Raw genomic sequence first — 19,373 nt, 5'->3', positions numbered from 1 at the left:
ATCGATTTTCTGTCGTCATCGCGAGCAAGCTTGCTCCCACAATCGGTCTGCGATCCGCCACAACGCCCAGTGGTAACGGGCTTTGCGGCGAAGGAACGCGCCTACGGCTTCAACGGCTGCTTGCGTCCTGCCATGTGCTTCAAATACCCCACCAACAGGTCAAGCTCAGAATCCGGCAACACCGCTGCGGAGAATCCCGGCATTTTACCCTGTGGCCAGTGGCGCAAGCTTTGAGGGTCACGGATGTAACGTTTGAGGAAATCTTTCGAGAAGTATTCCGTAGGGTTGAAGGGAATGTTCAGGTCCGGTCCGAACTGCGCATCACCCGCGCCATTGAGTCGATGACAAGCCAAACAGTTTTTCTGAAACAACTCGAAGCCTTTGTTGACCGGATCGTTTTTGGCCAGGCTGGGCGAGGGCAGCAGGGCGGGGAAGCGGTCGGCCACTGGTGACAAGCGCTTGATGCTTGCCAGCGCATACGGCCATTGCTCGGGGCTGATATGGCCCGCTTGAGGATCGGTCCAGATCAGATAGAAAGGACCGGCGCTTTGCTTGCCTTCCCCCAACGCCGGCCAGGGTTTGGTCGGGTCCTCGATCGCCAGCCACGCGCGGGCGCCGTGTGCATTGAGTAATGGCGCCGCTGGCAGTTCAGCTGCGAAACCGTCCAGGGCTACGGCTTGCAGATGATCGTTCGGTTGCACCCCGGTCAATAGCGAGGTCAACGGCACGGCGCGATAGCTCATGGGTTTCTTGTAGGAAACGTCTTCGTTGATCTGAATTGTTTGAACGTCGGGATGCTTGAGTAGCTCTTCAGTCTGCCAGGTGCGGGTACCCGCGCCCAGCTCCAGCGTGAGCTGCGCCGCGTACAGAGGGCCGCTGATCAGCAGTGCCCCGAGGACAATTAGTGCTTTCAAGTGAATCGCCGTCCATGTCGAGAGGGAAGCGCAAAGGTTGGCACAGCCACCGTTGCCGGAACAATCAACCCTCTCACATTTATTTAGCGAAACGACTGTAATAAAGCGGACATCGCGCGTCTGGGTCAGCCGATCACTTTAGTGATGTTCGGCAAGATCAACAGCAGCGTCGTGGCGAAGAGAATGAGTCCGGCTTGACGAACTTTCGTATGTTTGAACATGGCTGACCCGCCTTTTTGTTATTTCCTGAGGCCAGCCTGCATTACTCCGTGACGGCTGGCGTTGCACTTCCTGTCTGACAAGCGCCTCGGCAAAACCCGACGACTTACTTGTACAAGGTTTACATTAGGGGCCGCAGCCGGCTTCGCTTAGACCCAATTAGTATCAGTTTATGGGTCCAAGTTATCAAAACAGCATGAGGCCTATTGCCAGCTGCTTGCGGGCCCTTTTGCTAGACAGCTTGCTTACCTGAAACGGTTAATCCGATAGCTCGCTACCGTTCGTCTGAGCGTGCCTGTCAATGTCGTTGAGCACTGAGGTCATTGAATCCGCCGCCGCTGGGCTTAAGGTTAGAGGTGTTTGTAAAAGCCGATCGCGGTTTGAGGATGTCATGACCGAAGCTATGATTTTTGACGCATTACGCACGCCTCGCGGTAAGGGAAAAGCTGACGGCGCCCTGCACACCGTCAAGCCGGTGAACCTGGTCGGTGGCCTGTTGACGGCGTTGCGCCAGCGCATGAGCCTGGACACCAGCCAGGTGGACGACATTGTGCTCGGCTGCGTGACGCCGATCGGCGATCAAGGTGCCGACATCGCGAAGACCGCCGCCCTGGTGGCTGACTGGGATGTCAGCGTGCCCGGCGTTCAGCTCAACCGCTTTTGCGCTTCGGGTTTGGAAGCGGTGAACCTGGCCGCGATGAAGGTTCGTTCCGGTTTCGAAGACCTCGTAGTGGCGGGGGGCGTCGAGTCCATGTCCCGTGTGCCTATGGGCAGCGATGGCGGCGCATGGGCGCTGGACCCGCAGTCCAATCTGCACGGCCATTTCGTTCCCCAGGGCATCGGCGCCGACCTGATTGCCACCCTCGAAGGTTTCAGTCGCGAGGACATCGATGCCTTTGCGTTGCAATCCCAGCAAAAAGCCGCGCGAGCACGGGAGAACGGCTCGTTCGATAAATCCCTGGTGGCAGTACGGGACCAGAATGGCATCGTGCTGCTGGACCATGACGAATTCATCCGCGCCGACTCGACGCTCGAAGGCCTGGGCAAACTGCGGCCAAGCTTCGAAGCGATGGGGCAGATGGGCTTCGACGCCACGGCATTGCGCGTCTATAGCCATGTGGAGCGGATCAATCATGTGCACACGCCGGGCAATAGCTCGGGCATCGTCGATGGCGCCGCGCTGATGCTCATTGGCTCCCAGGCCAAAGGTCGCGAGCTGGGCTTGCAACCCCGGGCGCGGATTGTTGCCACTGCCGTCACCAGCAGCGAGCCGACCATCATGCTCACCGGTCCGGCCCCGGCCACCCGCAAGGTATTGGCCAAAGCTGGCCTGCGGGTCGAGGACATCGACCTGTTCGAAGTCAACGAAGCCTTTGCCTCGGTAGTGCTCAAGTTCATCAAGGACATGGCCATCGATCCCGCCAAGGTCAACGTCAACGGCGGCTCGATCGCCATGGGCCATCCGTTGGGCGCCACCGGTTGCGCAATCCTTGGCACGCTGCTCGATGAGTTGGAGGCGCGTCACCTGCGCTATGGCCTGGCGACACTGTGTGTCGGCGGCGGCATGGGCATTGCCACCCTTATCGAACGCCTCTGAGCCCCGATTTTGAAGGAACACTTTTCATGACCCATGCCATTCGTTTCGAAACCGGCCCGGACCGGATCGTCGTGCTGACCCTGGACATGCCGGGGCAGGCGGCCAACACCATGAACGCGATATACCGCGAGGCCATGGGCGCCTGCGTTGCTCGCCTGATCGCCGAAAAAGACTCGATCGCCGGCGTGATCATCACTTCGGCCAAAAAGACGTTTTTTGCAGGCGGCGACCTGAACGAGTTGGTCCAGGTCGACAAATCCCAGGCCCAGGCCTTTTACGAAACGGTGTCCGAGATCAAGGCGCAGCTGCGCGCATTGGAGACCCTCGGCAAACCGGTGGTCGCCGCTATCAACGGTGCGGCCCTGGGCGGCGGCTGGGAAATCTGCCTGGCCTGCCATCATCGGGTGGCGCTGGATCATCCCTCGGTGTTGATCGGCCTGCCGGAAGTCACCCTTGGCCTGTTGCCGGGCGGCGGCGGTGTGGTGCGGATGGTGCGCTTGCTGGGCTTGGAGAAGGCATTGCCGTATTTGCTCGAAGGCACCAGGGTTCGTCCGCAACAAGCGCTGCTGGCTGGTTTGATCGATGAGCTGGCGACGGATCGCGACGAGCTGCTGGATAAGGCCCGGGCCTGGATTCTCGCTAACCCGAGCGTGGCCCAGCCGTGGGACATGAAGGGCTATCGGATCCCTGGGGGCACGCCGTCCGCCCCGGCGGTCGCCCAGATGCTGGCGATCGCGCCTTCGATTCTGCGCAGCAAGACCCAGGGCTGCCTGCCCGCACCGGAAAAAATCCTCTGTGCGGCGGTGGAAGGCGCGCAGGTAGGCTTCGATGCGGCGCAGTTGATCGAAACCCGATACTTCACCGAGCTGACGACCGGCCAGGTGGCGAAAAACCTGATTGGTACGTTCTGGTTCCAACTCAACGAGATCAAGGCCGGAGGTTCTCGCCCGCAGGGTTTTGCGCCTTTTCTGACGAAAAAAGTCGCTGTGCTCGGCGCCGGGATGATGGGCGCGGGTATCGCCTATGTCAGTGCTGCGGCCGGCATCGACGTGGTACTCAAGGACATTGACCTGGACGCAGCGCAAAAGGGTAAGTGCCGCGCGGCGTTGCTGCTGGACAAGAAAGTCGTCCGTGGCCTACTCACCGCGCAACAGCGCGACGCCATCCTGGCGAGGATCCAGCCGACCGACAGCGATGCGGACCTGGCCGGCTGCGACCTGGTCATCGAGGCCGTATTCGAAGACCGCGTCCTTAAAGCCAGCGTGACGGCCGCAGCCCAAGCAGTGGCCGGGCCGGACGCGGTGATTGCGTCCAATACTTCGACCTTGCCCATCACCGGCCTCGCGATGGCGGTGCCGGACGAGGGCAAATTCATCGGGCTGCATTTCTTCAGTCCAGTGGAAAAAATGCCCTTGGTCGAGATCATCAAGGGTGCCCGCACCTCTGACGAAACGCTTGCCCGTGGCTTCGATTTCGTCCGGCAAATCGGCAAGACGCCGATTGTCGTCAACGACAGTCGTGGGTTTTTCACTTCGCGGGTGTTCGGCACCTTTACCCACGAAGGCATCGCGATGCTCGGCGAAGGCGTGAGCGCGCCGATGATCGAAACCGAGGCACGCAAGGCCGGGATGCCAGTCGGGCCGCTGGCTGTCTCCGACGAAGTTTCAATCAGCCTGATGAGGCATATCCGCACGCAGACTGCCAAAGACTTGCAAGCAGAGGGGAAAACTCCGACCGAGCACCCCGCATTCGCTGTGATCGATCTGCTGCTCGAAGAATACAAACGGCCAGGTAAAGCGGCCGGAGCCGGTTTCTATGAGTACCCATCCCAAGGGCAGAAATATCTCTGGCCGGGGCTCAAGGCGCGTTTCGAGAAACCCGCGGGGCAGATTCCAGCCCAGGATATCCGTGATCGCCTGCTGTTCATCCAGGCCCTGGAAACCGTTCGTTGCGTCGAGGAAGGCGTTGTCACCTCGACGGCGGACGCCAATATTGGCTCGGTCTTCGGCATCGGATTCGCGGTCTGGACGGGCGGGGCGTTGCAGTTTATCAACCAGTACGGTTTGCCGGCGTTTATCGCCCGCAGCCAGTACTTGGCCGAGCAATACGGCGAACGTTTTTCACCCCCGGCACTGTTGCTGGAAAAGGCCGCCGCTCAAGCACTGTTCTGACTATTCGCGGGGGGCTTGCCTTGGGACGGTGTTTCAGGGCAGGCTCTGGGGTGTGCAATATTCCCATCATCGTGTCAGGTATTTTTTATGTCGCTACGCATCTGCATTCTGGAAACCGATATCCTGCGTCCAGAACTGGTCGACCAGTATCAGGGTTACGGGCAGATGTTCCAGCGCCTGTTTTCGCAGCAGCCCATTGCGGCCGAATTTGTCGTGTACAACGTGGTGGAAGGGCAGTATCCAGGCGACGATGAACAATTCGACGCTTATCTGGTGACCGGCAGCAAGGCGGATTCCTTCGGGACCGATCCGTGGATACAGACGCTCAAGACTTATCTCCTGGACCGCTACCAGCGTGGCGACAAGCTGCTAGGCGTCTGCTTCGGCCATCAATTGCTGGCACTGCTGTTGGGCGGCAAGACCGAGCGCGCCAGCCAGGGTTGGGGGGTGGGCACCCATCGCTACAAACTCGCGGCCAAGGCCCCCTGGATGAGCCCGGTGATGGAGGAGCTGACCTTGTTGATCAGCCATCAGGATCAAGTCACCGAGCTCCCGGAAAATGCCACCGTCATCGCCTCGAGCGATTTCTGCCCGTACGCGGCTTATCACATCAATGATCAAGTCCTGTGCTTCCAGGGCCATCCGGAATTCATCCACGACTATTCCCGGGCCTTGTTGGAGATTCGCCAGCAACACCTCGGTGAGAAGATCTACAGCCAGGGCGTGGCGAGCCTGGAACAGGAACATCACGGTACGACGGTAGCGGAGTGGATGATGCGTTTCGTCGCCCATAAACCCCAAGCCGATGCCGCCCAGGGCTGACTACTCGGGCATGCCACCGTTGATCAGCGGTTCACTGCTGATCAACGGTGGGAAGCTGCTCGCGAAGAAGGCTACGCAAATCCCGTCGAAAAATCCTACAACCACCCCGACCGCTTGAAACTTGCCCACAACGCGGTACATCCAACCCCGATGAACCCGAGCACCAGGAAATATCCATAGTGCCAGGTCAGCTCCGGCATGTTTTCGAAGTTCATCCCGTAGATGCCGGCCACCGCCGTCGGAAACGCCAGGATTGCCGCCCAGGCGGCGAACTTGCGTTGCACCACGCTCTGGCGCGAGGCTTCGAGCAGCACGCCGATTTCAATCGTCTGGCTGGCGATGTCCGCCAGGGTCGCCAAGTCTTCCATCTGCCGTGTGACGTGGATCTGCACGTCGCGGAAATAGGGGCTCATGTTCTTGTCGATGAAGGGGAAATCCAGGCGCTGCAGTTCTTCGCTGATTTCCACCATCGGCGCCGCATAGCGACGCAGGCGCAGCACGTCGCGGCGCAAACTGTGCAGGTTCTGGATGTCCCGCTCATTCAGGGCGCTGCATAGCACGTTGCGCTCCAGTTCATCGATCTCGGCATGAATGGCTTCGCCCACCGGCAGGTAATTTTCAATGACGAAATCGAGGATTGCGTAAAGAACGAAATCCTCCCCGTGCTCCAGCAGGATAGGACGTGCCTCACAGCGTTGTCGGACATGGGCGTAAGACGCCGAGTGACCGTTGCGGGCGGTAATGATGTAGCCCTTGCCGGCGAAGATATGGGTTTCGATGAACTGCAGCTTGCCGTCCTTGCGCACCGGCGAATACGTGACGATGAACAGCGCATCGCCGAACGTTTCCAGCTTGGGCCGGCTGTGCTTCTCCATCGCGTCTTCAATCGCCAGCTCATGCAGGTTGAACTGGCGCTGCAGGTTGGTCAGTTCCTGGGTGCTGGGCTCTTCGAGGCCGATCCACACGAAGTGTCCGGGCTTCGCCGCCCAGGCGCTGCCTTCATCGAGGGTGATATTGGTGACTTTCTTACCGGCGCTGTAAACCGCAGCAGCAACAACTCTACCCATGATGTGGTTCGCTTCTTCTTGGAAATTGGCAGTGGGGGCAGCGTCCAGCTTAGCGCGCCACGCTGATTGAGAGTCAGCGAAATTCATGAAGTTCGCGTAAAAGAAAACCCGCCGTAGGAGCGGGTTTCTTGTTCACATGGGCTGCAACTGCCGGTCCATCGTCTCGATGCACTCGCGCATCTGCTCACGACATTGAGCGATAAGGCGAGGCATGTCGTCCATGCTCAGGCCCGCCGTGGGAATTGCCGGCAGGGAGCGTATGAGAATGTCACCACTGCGCCAGCGATTGAGCTGCATATGCTTGATATAAGTGCTCACACAGACTGGGATGATCGGCACTCCGGCAGCAATCGCCATCTGGAACGCGCCTTTCTTGAACGGCAGCAATTCAGCGCCCAAGTTGCGTGTGCCTTCCGGAAACACCCAGATCGAGGTGTTTTCATGCTGGAGGGTGTGGGTGGTGGTCAGCATCGACTTGCGGGCCTTGATTGCATTGCCCCGATCAATCAACACGTTGCCCGCCAGCCAGAACAATTGACCGAACAGCGGTACCCATTTCAGGCTCTTCTTGCCGATGCACACGGTACGACGCGGTACCACATTGCCGAAGACAAACAGATCATAGTTGGATTGATGATTGGCGATGATCACGCTGCTCTGGGCTTTATTCGCCAGTGTGTCGACTTCGGCCTTGACCCGCAGGCGCAGGATCCACATCGCGGGTACCGCATACAGCCTGGCGCACAGACGGCTGTTGTCAGGGTTGAACGGGCGACACACACCCAGAATCACCCCCAACACACCCGCCAGGATAAAGTGCAGGCCCATCAAAGACATACGCAGTGCAAACAACATCAACAGGCCCCACAGGGACAAAAGGTGGCGCAGTGTACGGATGTGCACTGTTTTCAGCAATTGCCCCTATAGAGGTAGGAGATGGGCGATGTTTAAGCTGATGTTTCGAAATGGCGCGTAAGAAGCGGCTTAGAGCGGTCGCCGGGTTTTAAGCCGCACGTGTCGGAACCTCACTTCAGCCAGGGTTCAGCCCATGTATTCCTGGTCCAGCAATATCGCGCTGTCCAACGCATCCAGCAGCGACTTGCGAACCTTAAGCTTGGTGTTTTTGTGGGCGGTCATATTGATCTTTTTCAACTGACGCGCCGCTTCCAACGCCGTAGATTGCAATTCGTCCGCCGACACCACCTTATCGAGGAAGCCCGCATCCACGGCGCTCTGGGGATTGAACATCTCGCCATTGATGACCGAGCGGTGGAATGCCGACTTGCGCAACCGATCCCGGGCCAGCTCGATACCGGCATGGTGCATGGTCATGCCGATCTGCACCTCGTTCAGGCCGATCGTGAACGGCCCTTCGACACCAATGCGGTAATCCGCCGACAACAACAGGAACGCTCCCTTGGCGACCGCATGCCCCGGGCAAGCGACAATGACAGGGAAGGGGTGCGACAACAGGCGGCGAGCCAGGGTCGAACCGGACGCCACCAGGCTCACCGCTTCCTTGGGACCTGCGGTCATCACTTTCAAATCGTACCCGCCCGACAGAATCCCCGGCTGCCCGGTAATGATCACCACCGCGCGATCGGCCACTGCCTGGTCCAACGCAGCGTTGAACGCGGCAATCACATCAGGCGAAATGGCATTGACCTTTCCGTTGTTCAAGGTCAGGGTCGCGATACCGTCTTCGAGATGGTAGGCAATCAGGTCGCTCATGACGCTATTCCTTGTAAGAGAAGTCAGCAGACGTTACCCACCGTCGCAGGCCAGGTAAAGCGCCGTGACTGACTCACCGGTCAGCCCCGCCCCTTTCAAACGGCCTCGCCCGCCCGATGGGCCGCGCTTGCTTCTATAAGCGGGCCTGCGGACAAAGCCGAAGTTTGGCCGGTTTGCCATGCCCCGACCCGTTTGAAATGCTGGCCTGCCTTAAGCACATGAAAATTCTGAAAAAAACCTTTGCCATCGCCAAGGCTTTCGACTACATTAGCGCGCCTCGACAGACTGAACAGTTTGCCGAGACACGGTGAAGTGTCCGAGTGGCTTAAGGAGCACGCCTGGAAAGTGTGTATACAGGAAACTGTATCGAGAGTTCGAATCTCTCCTTCACCGCCACATTCTACAAACACAAACCCCTGATTTTCCTAGAGAAAGTCGGGGGTTTGTGGTTTTTGGCGTCTGGAAAAGGGGCGGTATGGGAACAATGTGGGACCAGCCCACGTTTCTGTTCGGGCTGCCACTGCCTGATCTCGAACACTTTCCGAGGAAAGCTGTTTCAACGACCAATCAAAAACGACGACTCGGCCGCCAGGATGTCTACCGCCAACACAGACTCAACGGCCAGGACTCCCCATGACCCACCCCCGCATTGGCTTCGCCTGCCAATACCGGCACCCTGATCGCGGCCTCTCGGCGGCCGCGCTAAAGACAATCGAAGCCCCCTTCAATCCGCGCACTACAACGTTGCGCTGGATGGACAGCGTCTCCCCACAGGTCGCCCGCGACAAGCTGTTGGAAATCATCACGCACAATCTCGACGCGCAGTTACGCCTTATCGCCTACGTCGCCGAGCTTCCCCCGACCCTGCGCATGCTTCGGCTGAGTAGCGATCTGTTGCCGTTCTACAGTCATCCGAAGGTGAGCGCGTTCTATCAGGACCCTGCCATCCAAGCCCAACTGGAAGAGCGCTTTGGCGCGATCGGGGATCTGGCGCGTTCAGCGGACATCAGGCTGTCCTTTCACCCCGGCCAATACTGCGTACTGGGTTCGGATAAACCGCCGGTGGTGGAGAACAGCCTCGCCGAGTTCGAGTACCACGCCGACATGATCCGGATGATGGGCTTTGGTCGGCATTTCCAGGATTTCAAATGCAACGTGCACATTGCCGGGCGGCTGGGGGGCGAGGGGATACGTTCGGTCTGGCCACGGTTGTCGGAGGCGGCGCGCAATTGCATTACCTTCGAAAACGAGGAAAAGACCTACGGCCTGGATGATTGTCTGGAACTTGCCGACCTCGCACCCATCGTGCTGGATATTCATCACTGTTGGATCAACGAGAACGATTACATCGCGCCGGATTCCCCACGAGTCGATCGCGTCATCGACAGTTGGCGCGGCGTGCGGCCCACCATGCATTACTCCCAACCCCCGGAGCGGCTTCAGGCGTTGGGTTTCGATGCTGACGATAAGCTTGAGATGGATGCCTTGTTGAGGGTCGTGTCCAAGCGAGACCTGTACGGGCACAGCGCGCAGATGTGGAATCGCTGGACGAACCAGTACGCCCTCAGGTTTCTGGACCGGTTCGACATTATGTTGGAGGCGAAGGACAAGAATCTGGCAGCGCAGGGTTTCTACGAGGACGTTGTACGGCGTTGACGGCGGTATCCACGTGATAGCTCAGCGCCAAACAGCATCAGGCAACCCCACTGCAGTATCGAGCAAAGACCTCTCCCCGTATGCCGTTAAGGTTCTATTGAAATTTAATGGCTGTGGGAGAACATCATGACTCGGTGGATGAGTTTGGCTTGGCAAGCCCAAGTGCTTGCACTTTCTTTTATATTCTCAGCGGGCAACGGCTGGGCTTCGGACAATGTTCAACGTACCAATACGGATCTGGTTCGCCAGGCTTTCGCGAATTGGCAGGAGGGCAAGGGCACGGTCTTCGACCTGCTGGCGCCGGATGCCAAATGGACCGTGGCCGGCACAAGCCCGGTGTCAGGCGTCTACACCAGCAAGGCTGAGTTGGCCCAAGCCGTGCGCCCGATCACTGCTCGGCTGGCTACGCCGATTGTGCCAACGGTGCAAAGCATCATTGCCGAGAACGACGTCGTGGTTGTTCTTTGGAACGGCACAGCCACGGCACTTGATCACAAGCCCTATAAAAACACTTACCTGTGGCACATGACGCTCAAGGATGGGCAAATCATCGAAGTGACCGCCTTTCTGGACACCTATATGCTCAACGATCTAATGCATCGAATTTCATACAAACCCTAGATGCTCGTCCGACCTCGCGCAGGGCAAGTTGTCGCAAGACCAGGATCAATCCATGCCGCTTAACTTCCACAAGATGCATGCCAACGGCGATGACTTCGTTATTGTCGATTCGCGAAACTCGGCCAATCCGGTGACAGGTGCGCTGGCCCAGCGAATGGGCGACCGCAACCGGGGTATTGGCTTCAACCAACTCGCGGTACTGCTCGATTGCGACGATGCTGCTGCGCGGGTGGTCTTCTGGAATGCGGATGGCTCGGCGCTGGATGTTTGTGGCAGCGCGACGCGGGGGGCGGCGGACCTGCTCATGCGCGAAGCGAATGTGGGTTCGCTGATGCTGCGGACCAACCGGGGTCTACTGACTTGCGAACGCACCCCAGCCGGTGATATTTCCGTTGACATGGGCGTACCGCTTTTTGGCTGGTCGGACATCCCGCTGGCGCAAGCAGCGGACACCGCTGACTTGCCACTGGCTGGCAGCCCGGCCGCTTGCAGCATGGGCAATCCCCACTGCACCTATTTTGTCGAAGACCTGGCCAGCGTTGATATCGCCACGGTGGGTCCCGCTATCGAAACCAATGCGTTATTTGCGCTCAAGACCAACGTTCATTTCGTCCAGATCATTGAGCGAAGGCATATTCGTCTACGCATCTGGGAGCGTGGTGCCGGCATCGCGCTGGGGTCAGGTTCTTGCTCATGTGGTGCGGTCGTCAACGGCATCCGTCGTGGTTTGTTGGACAGCACCGTTGAGGTTGAATGTGATGGTGGAAGCGTGACGGTGCGATGGGATGGCGTGGGCGCGGTCTTTCTTATCGGACCGGTGGAGGCAAGTTTTTCGGGGGCAATGAGTCTGGGGTGAGCGGAGGGAAGAGCCGCTTGATAACCCGAATGACGGCGCAACCGTCTATCGCGTTTTACCGATGTGGGCAGACATGCTTTGAACTTGTCGCGTTTTCCTCCGACCGAAAACATCAGTAGGTGCGCATAACGAGAATGTTCATGGCTGGCGCACCGACCCTGTTCAGGAGGTGTACCAAGATGAAAGCGTTACGCTGGCATGGAAAAAAAGATATCCGCTGTGATGATCATCTGCCCGACCCCACCATAGAAGACCCACGTGACGCCATTATCAAGGTCACCTCGTGCGCCATCTGCGGCTCGGACCTGCACTTGTACGATGGCTTCATGCCCGGCATGAAGCATGGCGACATCATGGGCCATGAGTTCATGGGTGAAGTAGTGGAAGTGGGTTCGGCCAACAAGAAACTGAAAATTGGCGATCGCGTAGTGGTGCCCTTTACGATTTGCTGTGGTGAATGCGATCAATGCCGTCGGGGTAACTTTTCGGTCTGCGAGCGCAGCAACCGCAACAAGGACCTGGCCGACAAGGCCTTCGGCCACACCACTGCGGGGCTGTTCGGTTATACCCACCTGACTGGCGGCTATCCTGGCGGCCAGGCCGAGTACGTGCGGGTGCCTTATGCGGACTTTACCCCGGTGGTGATTCCGGACGGCCTGACCGATGAGCAAGTGCTGTTTCTAGGGGATATATTCCCCACCGGTTGGCAGGCGGCCGTGCAATGCGATATCCAGCCCACCGACACCGTGGCCATCTGGGGCGCCGGTCCGGTAGGACAGTTCACGGTGCGCAGCGCGGTGATCCTGGGAGCCAAGCAGGTGGTGTGCATCGACAACGTGCCCGAGCGCCTGGCCATGGCCAAGGCCGGGGGCGCCATCACCATCAACTTCGATGACGAAAGTGTGCTGGACCGCTTGGCCGAGCTGACGGGCGGCAAGGGCCCAGAGAAATGCATCGACGCGGTAGGCATGGAATCCCACGCGACCCGTTCGTTCGATTCCATCTACGATCGGGTCAAGCAAGCGGTGATGCTGGAGTCAGACCGCCCCCACGTGCTGCGGGAGATGATGTATGTGTGCCGCCCCGCCGGCACGTTGTCCATCCCCGGTGTGTATGGCGGCTTGATCGACAAGATCCCGTTCGGCGCGGCCATGAACAAGGGCCTGACTTTCAAGATGGGGCAGACCCACGTGAACCGCTGGACCGACGACCTGCTCCGGCGCATCCAGGAGGGGCAGATTGATCCAAGCTTCGTCATCACTCACACCGTGAGCCTTCAAGACGGCCCGCAAATGTACAACACTTTCCGGGACAAAAAAGACGGCTGCGTGAAGGTGGTGCTCAAGCCTTGAGCCGACGATGCACCCGTGGCGAGGGAGCTCGCTCCCGCTTGAGTGCGAAGCGCTCACAGAAAAGGGGCCGCTGCTCCCGAGGCGTCGGAGCGGCCCAGCGGGAGCAAGCTTCCTCGCACGGGGGAGCAGGTGAAAGCCCCCGTCAGAACCCGCTTTCTCTGATCAGAATCGACAACGCATCGGTGAACAGCTCTGCAACCGGGCTGATGCGGGCCCCCTCGATGGACACGTTGCCCAGGCGCATCATCATCTGGGCGGGAGGGGCGTCCAAACGTATTCTCACCCGGTAAAGGGCATCACGGATCTGCAGGTTCCGGTCCTGTTTTGCGGAGACGGCGATGGGACCGCCGTAGGTCGTGCTCAGCATCAGATGCGGGACGTTCTGGGTGCGTGAATCGTCAATGCCGATCACTTCTCCCTCAAGCGTCGTGCCGCTGCCTCCCTGTGCATAAAAGCGCGCGCGAGCGCCAACGGCCACGCGCGCGAGGTCTTGCTGGCGAACGAATGCTTCCACCGTCCAGCTATCGGGGCTGACCAAGACGCCCAGCGGCTGATTGGGCTTGACCCAGACGCCGGGCTGCACGGCGGGGTCGATGTCGATGAGCACTCCGGCCATCGGGGCGCGCAATGTCAGGCGTTGCAACTCGGCCGCCTGGGCGGCGGACTCGGCTTGCTGACGGTTGAGCTGGCTGGCAATCGAGGCATATTTTTCGGCCCCATCGGCAGTTCCGGGGAGCCCGGCAAGCTGCGCGCGCAAGGCGAGGGTCGCTTTGTGAGACCGTTCGGCCTTGTCGCGTATGACCGGGGAATCCAGAACGACCAAGGTTGAACCGGCTTCGATCGGTTGCCCGGCGAGAGGCATCTCCACCAGCCGGGACGGCAAGGGACTATAGAGCGTGTATTGAACCTCTGCATGCAGCCAGGCGGGCGCCTGCACCTGGGTGCTCCACGGCAAGGCGGCCAATAGCATCAGCGCGCCTGGCCCGAGCAAAAGCAGGCGACCTCGCCGCGTGGGGATCTCCTTGCGACGACCCCACCAGACCTTGAGTTCACGCTGGATAGGCATGACGACGAACCATGCAATTTCGACTAGGAACAACAAGATACCCAGCGCCTTGAAAAACAGGTAATACACGGCGACGGCGATGCCGAGAAACACTACCAGGCGATAGATACGGGTGACGATGGCAAAGGCAATGAGAAAACCACGCAGGCGCGGCGCTACGACTTCCGGATCGGGTTCGTCCCAGGACAACAGGCGACGGCGCATCCAGGCTTGCGCCAAGGCACCCGAGCGCTCGTGGAGGTTGGGCAGGTCGAGCCAGTCCGACAGCAAAAAATACCCATCAAAGCGCATGAAGGGGCTGGCGTTGAGGGCCAATGAAATCATCCAACTGGTGGTCGCCAGGAAGAACAGCCCGCTCTTGAGCATTGGGTTTTCGCACAAGGCCCAACCTAGCGTCGAAACTCCGGCAACCAGCAGCTCCACGAGAATGCCGGCACCGGCGATGTGAAAGCGTTGACGGCGGTCGGCGAGCTTCCAGGATTCGCTGGTATCGGTGTAGAGCACCGGCCATAGCACCAGGAACGCCACGCCCATGTGCGCGACGCGCACGCCGTAGCGCGTAGCCGTATAGGCATGGCCGAGCTCGTGAAGGCACTTGGTAATCGCCAGGGCTACCAGATAACCGACCAGGCCTTGCGGTGACAGGCTTTGCTGGAAGCTGGCAACGAACACATCCCATTGCTGTTCGACGAAGAACAGGCCCAGCACGATGGCGAGGGCGATGCACACCAGAAAGGTCCGGCTGAACAGTGGCGCGACCCAGGGCAGGGTTTTTTCTAACAGGCGCTGCGGACGCCAGAGCGGCACGCGCATGAACAGGTAATTGTGAAGCAACCATTGCCAACCGGTGTGCTTGCCTTGCCGGGCCATCTCTTCCAGGCGTCGGGTACCGGTGACGTCGCTGACATGCAATAACTGATGGCGGCTCAGAAACGCCAACAAGGCCGCCAGTTCCGCTCGGCTGACGTTCAGGGGCGTTTCGGCCGCGAGCGCCTCGAGCAAGCGGGTCGGGCTACCCAGGGACCAGCGTGACAGGATCTCGAACTCCAGCCAGCCGATGTTGAAGAACCGGTTACCGACCGGGTCCTGGATCATCCAGGCTGGCGAGCCATCACGTTGCGAGGCCGCGGGAATCAGGCGCAAGTCTTCGCGCACCGCGGGCAGGTGTTCGGGAAGATGTACGTCTGGGTCTTGCAATGTCGATCCGGCCGATGAGCCCGACAGCAGAGTCGCCAGGTCCAGTTCGCTCACAGCCCGCTCCATTCACGCAGGGCGGCCAACGGACGGCGCATGACGTAATAGATCAGCGGTACCGATTCGCCATACAGCTTGGCGGTGCCCTTGAGGCCGATCCGCGCCAACTGGCTGGCATCACCCTGGAACTGCCCCCGAATGCGATACGAGGGAATGTTGTCTGGCGAAAGCGTGGCCTGGTAGCTGGTCTGGATCAGGCTGGCGGTCAAGGGCGATAGCGGCGCAACGTGCAGGAACAGACGAATTTCAGAACCGGTATCGAGGTTGATGGCATTGGCCACCGGGAGCCAGACCAGCACCCCCGCATCTTGCGGGTCGGCCAGCTGGATGATGCGCTCGCCAGTGACCACCGGCTTGCCGATCCAATCATTGGTGTCGCCAAATATCGCGATGCCGTCGCGTGGCGCTCGGACCACATTGCGCTCAAGCATTTCGTCGAGCCAAGCGACCTCGGCCTGTTTCTCCTGCACTTGCCCATTGAGCGCGGCCAGCTCGCCCTTGCTCTGTGCGCTTTCGAAGGCTTTTTGCGCAGCGAGCAGCGCTTCGGACCGGGCGACTTCCAGCGCTTGCCGGGCAACCGCGCGGCGATTGCGCAGGGTCGTGTCGTCGAGGCTGAACAGCGGTTGATCCTTTTGCACCATCTGGTTGGGCTGCACCAGGAACTCGTGCACCACGCCATCTTGCGGGGAGGCGATGGCCATCGCGTTATGGGCTTCGATCTCGGCCGGTGCCAGGGCGCTCAGTCGGACCGGCACCAGGCACGCCAGGGCCATGGCCGTCCCCAACGCCAATAAACGCCACGGGCGCTGTCGCCAGACCTGCCAGCGGGCGCCGAGCGTGGGGCGTTTGTTGGTCAGCGCCGCGAGGCAGTAGGCATAGGTTTGCCCCAGTCTGGCGAGCAGGGCCTGGGTATGTTCGTCCGGCTCGGTATCGCAGGCAAGCAGCAACATGCCACGACGTGAATGATCGCGAGGCGGTAGCGGTACGCACAGCAGATGCATCGGCATCCATTCGGTCCAGCCCTCGGCGAAGCTTTCGGGAAGGTCCCGGGCTCGCAACAGATGCAAGACGGTGGCTGGTGTCGATTCGGCCGATACCGCGGGCTGCGTCCAGAGATGCTGGGCCAGCCTCTTGAGCCAGACGGTAAACGGTGTCTCTTCAGGCAGCACCGCCAAGCTGGAAACGTTGCTCAGCGAGGGCTTGCCCAGCACATCGCTGACAAATACATAGCCTTGGCGATAACGCAGAAGTTGCCACGTTTCGTTGACCATCACAAAACCCAGCTCGGCGGTACTGCGCGCTTCTTGTGCGCGCTGCTCAAGATGCAGCAGCACCGCGACCGGGTTGGGCGCTGTATTGGCTTGGGCGTTCATTGCGGCGCTTCGAACAGCGCAGTGCCACTCATGCCGGCGAGCAGATCGACGGGCCGGCCTTCGATCACCCCTTCAAGCTCGATGGTCTGGCTGACGGCGTCGACCTGGCCGTTGATGGCGCTGACTTTGGCGGGATAACGTTTGCCGGTCTCACCCAAATCAACCTGGAAGGGCAGGTCGGGCTTGAGCCAGACCAACCATTTGGAAGGTACATTCACACGTACCTTCAATGGCCCTTTGCTGATGATGTCGAGCAGTGGTTGGCCCAGGTTGACGCCCTGAAAGGCTTTGACCTGGACCTTGACCACGCGCCCGTCGAACGGTGCGAGCACATTGCATTGTTGTTGCTGGGCCCGGTACTGGGCCACCTGGGCAGCGGCTTTCTCTGCGGCACTGGCGGCCAGCGAAACTTCCACCTCGCCGGCGGACTGCAACCCTTGCAAGCGCAGCTTGGCGTCATGGGTTTCACGGGCGGAGCTCAGGTCGGCCTGGGCCATCTTCAGGCGAGCGACCTGTTCGTCGCAGTCGAAACTGACGAGCACGTCACCCTTGCTGAACGTCGATCCCAGCGACGCGTTGACCGCGCGTACCCGCCCCACCAGCTGGCTCGCCAGGGTGGTTTCCTGGTCGGCCACCAGCAGCACGCGTACGCCGGCATCGGTTTCGCTTTGTGCCCATGCCGGTTGCGCTGACACGACCAGACCGAGCAACGAACCGCCGATCACAGAAAGAGAAGCACAACGTGATCGGATCTTCATTTCGAGGCCACCTGTGTTGGGCCCGATTTCAACCACGCGCGCAAATTCGGCACTTCAGCGACCGTGGCGGCTTCGCAGAATGCGTTCAAGGAATCTCTGTCTGGCTGGGCGCGCAACGTGCTCTGGTAGTGACTGGTGCCTGCCACGCTTCCGTCGGCACGGCGCAGGCTGACGCTCCATTCACCGCGACGGATACCATCCTGAATGTTGGCGATACGCAGTTGCATGATCAGCGTAGGCCCGGGCTGGTTGTTTTCGGCAAGCACGAACTGGTTGCGTTTCAATGCTTGGCGAGCCACTTCGAGCATGTCATTGGCTGCCCGGGCATCGCCTGAGTATTCCAGGCGTACCGCCAACGGTTGCTGCGAAGGCAACTCTCCGATCGCCGTCGTGAACGCCTGGCGTTCTGAACGGCTCAGGCTTTCCTGCAGTTGTTGCGAGAGTTGCTGCAAGTCGCTGGCGTCGCGCACGTCTTCGGGTAGCACGTCCAGGCCCAAGGAGTTGTAGATGCGCCCGAAAGCGGTCTGCGCCGTGGCGTAGGCCGAGTATCGCTGGAACTGTGCGAGCAGGGCGCGGGTTTCGGTGCGAATGACTTCAAGCTCGGAATCGGTGCGGGACGACACCGAAGCGCGGGCGAACTTGGCCATGCGTTGATCGACCTGGCTCGACTGGTCGGCCAGGTCGTAATCGACCAAGGCGAGCTTGTAGCGCTCCACCGAGATGCGCACTTGTGTCAGCACGGCCATCGAGAGCGCAAGGCGGCGCGCGTTGTCGGTTTTTTCCTGGGAGGCGCTGGCTTTTTGCGTGGCCGGGATGGCCGCCAGCTTGAACAGGTTGGCGCTGACCTGTACGCCGCTGTCGACCCAGTTGCTGTTATAGAGATATTTGTTGGAGTCGTACTGATCGTTGATGTTGATTCCAAGGCTGGGCAGCAGTGCCAGCAATTGGCGTCGCGCTTCGTCCGCCGAAATGCGCTTGCGATAGTCTTCCTCACGCAGCTCAGGACGCGCCTGTAAGGCGATTTCCTCAAGTTTGGCCATGTCGACCGGGACGCCAGGCAGCGAGGGCTCGCTTTCCTCAGCCAGCGTGAATTGGGTGCCCGGTGGAATGCTCATCAGCGCGGCCAATTCGCGTTTGGCGAATTCCAGATCCTGGCGGCGAGCGTTGAGCAAAGTGGTCGCGTCCAGCAGGGCGCTTTGGTAAGCCAACGCCTGTGCCGGCGGTAGCAGACCCTGTACCTCGGCCTCCCGTGATTTGCCCAGCGCCAGACGTACACGGTTCAGCAGCTCGTCGGCCTGGCTTTCAAGACGCTGGGCGCCCAGGGCGCGCCAGTAGGAGGTGCGCAAGTCCTGCAGGACCGTTTGCATCACGCGTCGGCGTCGCTCCTCGGCGATCAGGTATTGGTCGGCACTCTGCTTGGCGCGGTAGTAGCTGACGCCAAAGTCCAGCAGGTTCCAGGAAAACTCAGCGTTGGCCAGTGTCCGGTTACGCTCGACGGAGGAAGAGGGGATCAACGAAACCGTGTTGGTTTCAATGCCGACGCTCGTACCACCCGACTCGTTGTTGCGCGACGTGTAGCCAGCCGAGACCAGCATCTTGGGAAGCATGTCGTAACGTGAAACGTCATGCAGGCCCGCCGCCAGAGCCGATTCCATCAACTTCAGGCGATAGTCGAGGTTGTATTTGAGCGAGCGTGCCAGCGCGTCGGCGAAGGTCAATGGCCCCTTGATCGGTTCCTGGTCGGCGTAAAGCTGGAGCTGGTCACCGGCCACTCGTTGGTGAATTTCATCTTGTTGCAACGGCTTCGGCGCAACGGAGCAGCCTGCCAGGCCGATAACCATGGCCGCGACCCAGCCTGCGCCCAGTACTGAACGATTTTTTTCCATCAAAGACATGTGATTACCGTTTTTATAAGG

At 59.9% G+C, this 19,373-nt stretch carries 15 protein-coding genes and 1 tRNA gene; 8 read left to right on the top strand and 8 right to left on the bottom strand.

The window, feature by feature from the left end; genetic code table 11:
* Positions 1 to 101 precede the first annotated feature (101 nt).
* Positions 102 to 914: a c-type cytochrome gene (locus J3P81_RS17120; protein ID WP_434559972.1), complete on the bottom strand. Its 813-nt coding sequence runs from the start codon at positions 912 to 914 to the stop codon at positions 102 to 104.
* A 610-nt stretch (positions 915 to 1,524) separates the two neighbouring features.
* On the opposite strand from J3P81_RS17120, the gene J3P81_RS17115 reads away from it, so the two are divergent.
* From J3P81_RS17115 to J3P81_RS17105, 3 genes are all read left to right on the top strand, one after another.
* On the top strand, positions 1,525 to 2,730 hold the full coding sequence (locus J3P81_RS17115; protein WP_434559970.1) for an acetyl-CoA C-acetyltransferase: 1,206 nt from the start codon (positions 1,525 to 1,527) through the stop codon (positions 2,728 to 2,730).
* Between the two features lie 26 nt (positions 2,731 to 2,756).
* Complete coding sequence (locus J3P81_RS17110) at positions 2,757 to 4,901, top strand: 3-hydroxyacyl-CoA dehydrogenase NAD-binding domain-containing protein (RefSeq protein ID WP_434559968.1); 2,145 nt, start codon at positions 2,757 to 2,759, stop codon at positions 4,899 to 4,901.
* Between the two features lie 87 nt (positions 4,902 to 4,988).
* Entirely contained in the window at positions 4,989 to 5,723 is a 735-nt protein-coding gene (locus tag J3P81_RS17105; RefSeq protein ID WP_434559966.1) for an amidotransferase, read from the top strand.
* A gap of 95 nt (positions 5,724 to 5,818) precedes the next feature.
* Here J3P81_RS17105 and J3P81_RS17100 read toward each other — a convergent pair whose 3' ends face one another.
* The 3 genes from J3P81_RS17100 to J3P81_RS17090 all read right to left on the bottom strand — a co-directional run bounded on the left by J3P81_RS17100 (position 5,819) and on the right by J3P81_RS17090 (position 8,521).
* Entirely contained in the window at positions 5,819 to 6,790 is a 972-nt protein-coding gene (locus tag J3P81_RS17100) for a magnesium and cobalt transport protein CorA (RefSeq protein WP_420767224.1), read from the bottom strand.
* A gap of 132 nt (positions 6,791 to 6,922) precedes the next feature.
* Positions 6,923 to 7,645, bottom strand: a complete 723-nt coding sequence (locus J3P81_RS17095; RefSeq protein WP_434559964.1) for a 1-acylglycerol-3-phosphate O-acyltransferase — start codon at positions 7,643 to 7,645, stop codon at positions 6,923 to 6,925.
* A 186-nt stretch (positions 7,646 to 7,831) separates the two neighbouring features.
* On the bottom strand, positions 7,832 to 8,521 hold the full coding sequence (locus J3P81_RS17090; protein WP_434559962.1) for a crotonase/enoyl-CoA hydratase family protein: 690 nt from the start codon (positions 8,519 to 8,521) through the stop codon (positions 7,832 to 7,834).
* Positions 8,522 to 8,827: 306 nt separating this feature from the next.
* Between J3P81_RS17090 and J3P81_RS17085 the strand changes: the two genes are divergently transcribed.
* From J3P81_RS17085 to J3P81_RS17065, 5 genes are all read left to right on the top strand, one after another.
* A tRNA-Ser gene (locus tag J3P81_RS17085) sits at positions 8,828 to 8,917 on the top strand.
* A 237-nt stretch (positions 8,918 to 9,154) separates the two neighbouring features.
* Entirely contained in the window at positions 9,155 to 10,177 is a 1,023-nt protein-coding gene (locus J3P81_RS17080) for a UV damage endonuclease UvsE (RefSeq protein ID WP_434559960.1), read from the top strand.
* A 126-nt stretch (positions 10,178 to 10,303) separates the two neighbouring features.
* Entirely contained in the window at positions 10,304 to 10,798 is a 495-nt protein-coding gene (locus J3P81_RS17075; RefSeq protein WP_434559958.1) for a nuclear transport factor 2 family protein, read from the top strand.
* Positions 10,799 to 10,850: 52 nt separating this feature from the next.
* Positions 10,851 to 11,654, top strand: coding sequence for a diaminopimelate epimerase (gene dapF / locus J3P81_RS17070; RefSeq protein WP_434559956.1), 804 nt, complete (start codon positions 10,851 to 10,853; stop codon positions 11,652 to 11,654).
* A gap of 179 nt (positions 11,655 to 11,833) precedes the next feature.
* A complete protein-coding gene (locus J3P81_RS17065) occupies positions 11,834 to 13,006 on the top strand; it encodes a zinc-dependent alcohol dehydrogenase (RefSeq protein WP_434559954.1) in 1,173 nt (390 codons plus the stop codon).
* A gap of 142 nt (positions 13,007 to 13,148) precedes the next feature.
* Here the strand turns inward: J3P81_RS17065 and J3P81_RS17060 are convergent, their stop codons facing one another.
* Genes J3P81_RS17060 through J3P81_RS17045 form a run of 4 tightly spaced genes read right to left on the bottom strand, consistent with a single transcriptional unit; the run spans position 13,149 to position 19,352 of the window.
* Complete coding sequence (locus J3P81_RS17060) at positions 13,149 to 15,323, bottom strand: HlyD family efflux transporter periplasmic adaptor subunit (protein WP_434559952.1); 2,175 nt, start codon at positions 15,321 to 15,323, stop codon at positions 13,149 to 13,151.
* Positions 15,320 to 16,699 carry an efflux RND transporter periplasmic adaptor subunit gene (locus J3P81_RS17055; protein WP_434559950.1) on the bottom strand — a complete coding sequence of 460 codons (1,380 nt, stop codon included), beginning with the start codon at positions 16,697 to 16,699 and terminating at the stop codon, positions 15,320 to 15,322. The genes J3P81_RS17060 and J3P81_RS17055 overlap by 4 nt, the downstream gene beginning before the upstream one ends.
* Complete coding sequence (locus J3P81_RS17050) at positions 16,696 to 17,457, bottom strand: efflux RND transporter periplasmic adaptor subunit (RefSeq protein WP_434559948.1); 762 nt, start codon at positions 17,455 to 17,457, stop codon at positions 16,696 to 16,698. Before J3P81_RS17050 ends, J3P81_RS17055 begins: the two co-directional genes overlap by 4 nt.
* Positions 17,454 to 19,352: a TolC family protein gene (locus tag J3P81_RS17045; protein ID WP_434559946.1), complete on the bottom strand. Its 1,899-nt coding sequence runs from the start codon at positions 19,350 to 19,352 to the stop codon at positions 17,454 to 17,456. The genes J3P81_RS17050 and J3P81_RS17045 overlap by 4 nt, the downstream gene beginning before the upstream one ends.
* Positions 19,353 to 19,373: the final 21 nt, after the last annotated feature.

Source organism: Pseudomonas sp. R1-6, from assembly GCF_051132115.1.
In the GTDB taxonomy this organism is placed as follows: Bacteria; Pseudomonadota; Gammaproteobacteria; order Pseudomonadales; family Pseudomonadaceae; genus Aquipseudomonas.
Note: the sequence above shows the minus strand (reverse complement) of the source record. Positions and strands in the feature narration are given on the sequence as shown.